The organism is Mesorhizobium sp. M2A.F.Ca.ET.067.02.1.1 (assembly GCF_004023285.1).
In the GTDB taxonomy this organism is placed as follows: Bacteria; Pseudomonadota; Alphaproteobacteria; order Rhizobiales; family Rhizobiaceae; genus Mesorhizobium.
The window spans coordinates 1-2,944 of sequence record NZ_RZSB01000747.1 but is presented as its reverse complement, the minus strand read 5'-3'; the positions used below and the strand labels follow the sequence as shown (position 1 = coordinate 2,944).

General features: G+C 62.7%; 3 protein-coding genes and 2 pseudogenes. All 5 read left to right on the top strand.

Going from position 1 to position 2,944, the window contains the following annotated elements; genetic code table 11:
- Nucleotides 1-545, top strand: a pseudogene (locus EOA28_RS31145) (phosphate acyltransferase); the annotation flags it as partial.
- 9 nt (nt 546-554) lie between these two features.
- Complete coding sequence (locus EOA28_RS31140) at nt 555-1,526, top strand: beta-ketoacyl-ACP synthase III (RefSeq protein WP_127251772.1); 972 nt, start codon at nt 555-557, stop codon at nt 1,524-1,526.
- A 105-nt stretch (nt 1,527-1,631) separates the two neighbouring features.
- Nucleotides 1,632-1,955 (top strand): integration host factor subunit alpha, encoded by a 324-nt coding sequence (locus EOA28_RS31135; RefSeq protein WP_023815657.1) that lies wholly within the window; start codon nt 1,632-1,634, stop codon nt 1,953-1,955.
- 133 nt (nt 1,956-2,088) lie between these two features.
- Nucleotides 2,089-2,628 carry a MerR family transcriptional regulator gene (locus EOA28_RS31130; protein WP_042640150.1) on the top strand — a complete coding sequence of 180 codons (540 nt, stop codon included), beginning with the start codon at nt 2,089-2,091 and terminating at the stop codon, nt 2,626-2,628.
- A 92-nt stretch (nt 2,629-2,720) separates the two neighbouring features.
- Nucleotides 2,721-2,944 (top strand): annotated as a pseudogene (locus tag EOA28_RS31125) (hypothetical protein); the annotation flags it as partial.

Genomic DNA, 2,944 nt, shown 5'->3' with positions numbered 1-2,944 from the left:
GCGTCGGCCTGCTCAATGTCGGCGTCGAGGAGATCAAGGGCCAGGAAGAGGTCAAGGAGGCTGGCCGCATGCTGCGCGAGGCCAACATGGCCTCGATGAATTACCGCGGCTTCGTCGAAGGCGACGACATCGGCAAGGGCACGGTCGACGTGGTGGTCACCGAGGGCTTTGCCGGCAATATCGCGCTTAAGACCGCCGAGGGCACGGCAAGGCAGATCGCCGGTTATCTTCGCGCCGCCATGAGCCGCACGCTCATGGCCAAGATCGGCTATGTCTTCGCCAAGGGCGCCTTTGACCGGCTGCGTGAGAAGATGGATGTCGGCCGCTCCAATGGCGGCGTCTTCCTGGGCTTGAACGGCATCGTGGTGAAGAGCCATGGTGGCGCCGATTCGGATGGCTTCGCTGCGGCGATCGAGCTCGGCTACGACATGGTGCGCAATAATCTGCTTGACCGGATCGAGGCCGACCTCGATCTGTTCCATGCGCGCAATCCGAATGCCCAGGCAAACAGGAAATCCGGCGTCTCCGCCGACGCCGAGGAATAGGAACGGACCTTGATCAGATCAGTCGTGCGCGGCAATGGTGCCGCGCTGCCCCGCCGCATTATGAAGAATGCCGACTTCGAAGGCATGGTCGAGACCTCCGACGAGTGGATCGTCCAGCGTACCGGCATCCGCCAGCGCCATGTCGCGGCCGATGACGAGACGACGGCCTCTCTGGGCGAGGCGGCGGCGCGCGCCGCGCTGGACAGCGCGGGCATGACGCCCGCCGATATCGACCTCATCATCCTGGCGACGTCGACGCCCAACAACACGTTCCCGGCGACCGCCGTCGAGATCCAGAACAGGCTCGGCATGCATCACGGCTTTGCCTTCGATATGCAGGCCGTCTGCTCTGGCTTCGTCTATGCCGTCGCCACCGCCGACCTTTATATCCGTGGCGGCCTGGCCAAGCGTGTCCTGGTGATCGGCTCGGAGACGTTCTCGCGTATCCTCGACTGGAACGACCGCTCGACCTGCGTGCTGTTTGGCGATGGCGCCGGGGCGCTCGTTCTCGAAGCCCAAGACGGCGCCGGCGCGATCACCGACCGCGGCGTGCTGGCGGCGAGCCTGCGCTCCGATGGCGCGCATAAGGACAAGCTCTTCGTCGATGGCGGGCCTTCGACGACGGGAACCGTCGGTCATCTCAGGATGGAAGGCCGTGAGGTGTTCAAGCATGCCGTCGGCATGATCACCGATGTCATCGAGGCGACCTTCGGCGAGGCCGGCATAACGGCGCAGGACCTCGACTGGTTCGTGCCGCATCAGGCCAATAAACGGATTATTGACGCTTCCGCCAGGAAGCTCGGGATAGCCGAGGAGAAAGTTGTGGTCACCGTCGATTTACACGGTAACACCTCGGCTGCCTCGGTGCCGCTGGCTCTCGCGGTGGCCGTCGCCGACGGCCGCATCAAGAAGGGCGATCTGGTGCTTCTCGAGGCGATGGGTGGAGGCTTCACCTGGGGCGCGGTGTTGCTCCGCTGGTAAGTGCCGAACGCGCCGGTTCGGTCCTTGACCTTGCCGGATCAATTACTTAGGCTCTGCCTTTGGCTGTATCGATTTACATTTTCTGCGAGCAGATGGGACGGTCGCATGGGGGGAAAGACACTGACGCGTGCCGACCTTGCTGAAGCCGTTTATCGGAAGGTTGGCCTGTCGCGGACTGAATCGGCGGAACTCGTCGAAGCCGTGCTGGACGAAATCTGCGAAGCCATCGTTCGGGGCGAGACGGTCAAGCTTTCGTCTTTTGCCACCTTCCACGTCCGCTCCAAGAACGAGCGCATCGGCCGCAATCCCAAGACCGGTGAGGAAGTGCCGATCCTGCCGCGCCGGGTGATGACGTTCAAATCGTCGAACGTGCTCAAGAGCCGGATTCTGCGCTCGCACCAGAACAGCAAGGGCAAAGGCGGCAAGTAGTTTGCTGGCGAATGCGGTTGAAAAACCGCCCGCGGTTTTGACGCTGGGCTTGAATATCGCTTCATAAATCGCTGAAATAAGGGGCGATTCGGCATCATGCGCCGGATCGTGGTCCAGTGTGGAGGATTGGCCCATGGACAAGAGCCCCGATGCTTTCCGAACCATCAGCGAAGTCGCGGAAGATCTCGACCTGCCGCAGCACGTGCTGCGTTTCTGGGAGACGCGCTTCACCCAGATCAAGCCCATGAAGCGCGGCGGCGGCCGTCGCTATTATCGGCCGCAGGACGTCGAGCTGATCAAGGGCATCCGGCACATGCTCTACGATCAAGGCTATACGATCAAAGGCGTGCAGAAGCTGTTGCGCGAGAACGGCAACCATTTTCTGGTCGCCATCGGCAATGGCGACATGGCCGCGGTGGAGGCGATCGCCCAGCGCCGTCAAGCCGAGCAGGTGCCGCTGACGGCGGCCGCGCAGCCGCGCGGCGATGAGGATGCGCTCGTCGGCCAGCCGAAGGTGAAGCCCAGCCGGCGTTTCTTCGGTCTCGGCAAGAGTGACGACGAAGGTCCGGTGCAACCGGACGCCTCAAAGTTGTCGCGTGACAATCGCGCCTTGCTGCAGGAGGCGCTGTTCGACTTGCTGGAATGCAAACGCCTGCTCGACCAGGTTCGTTGAAGGCATCATTCCACGTGATGCCGCGCGGTCGGGCCGCCGGAACTGGCCCGTCGTCCATGCGTTAGGCCTTCTCGAAGAGAAGGACAATCAGCATGGCATCGTTTTCGACCCTCTCCGACCTCGACATCGACAAGCAGGTCGCGGCGCTTTCGCGGCAATTGAACGACCTCAAGAAGGTTTTGGCCAGGCGCGGTGACGCCTATTATGAGGATGGCCGCGAGGCGGCGTCCGACTATTACTCGCAACTTGCCGACCGCCTTCACGAGGCGCTGCCGGCAATAAGGCGCAGGGGCAGGGTGATCGAGCGGCAGGCGCG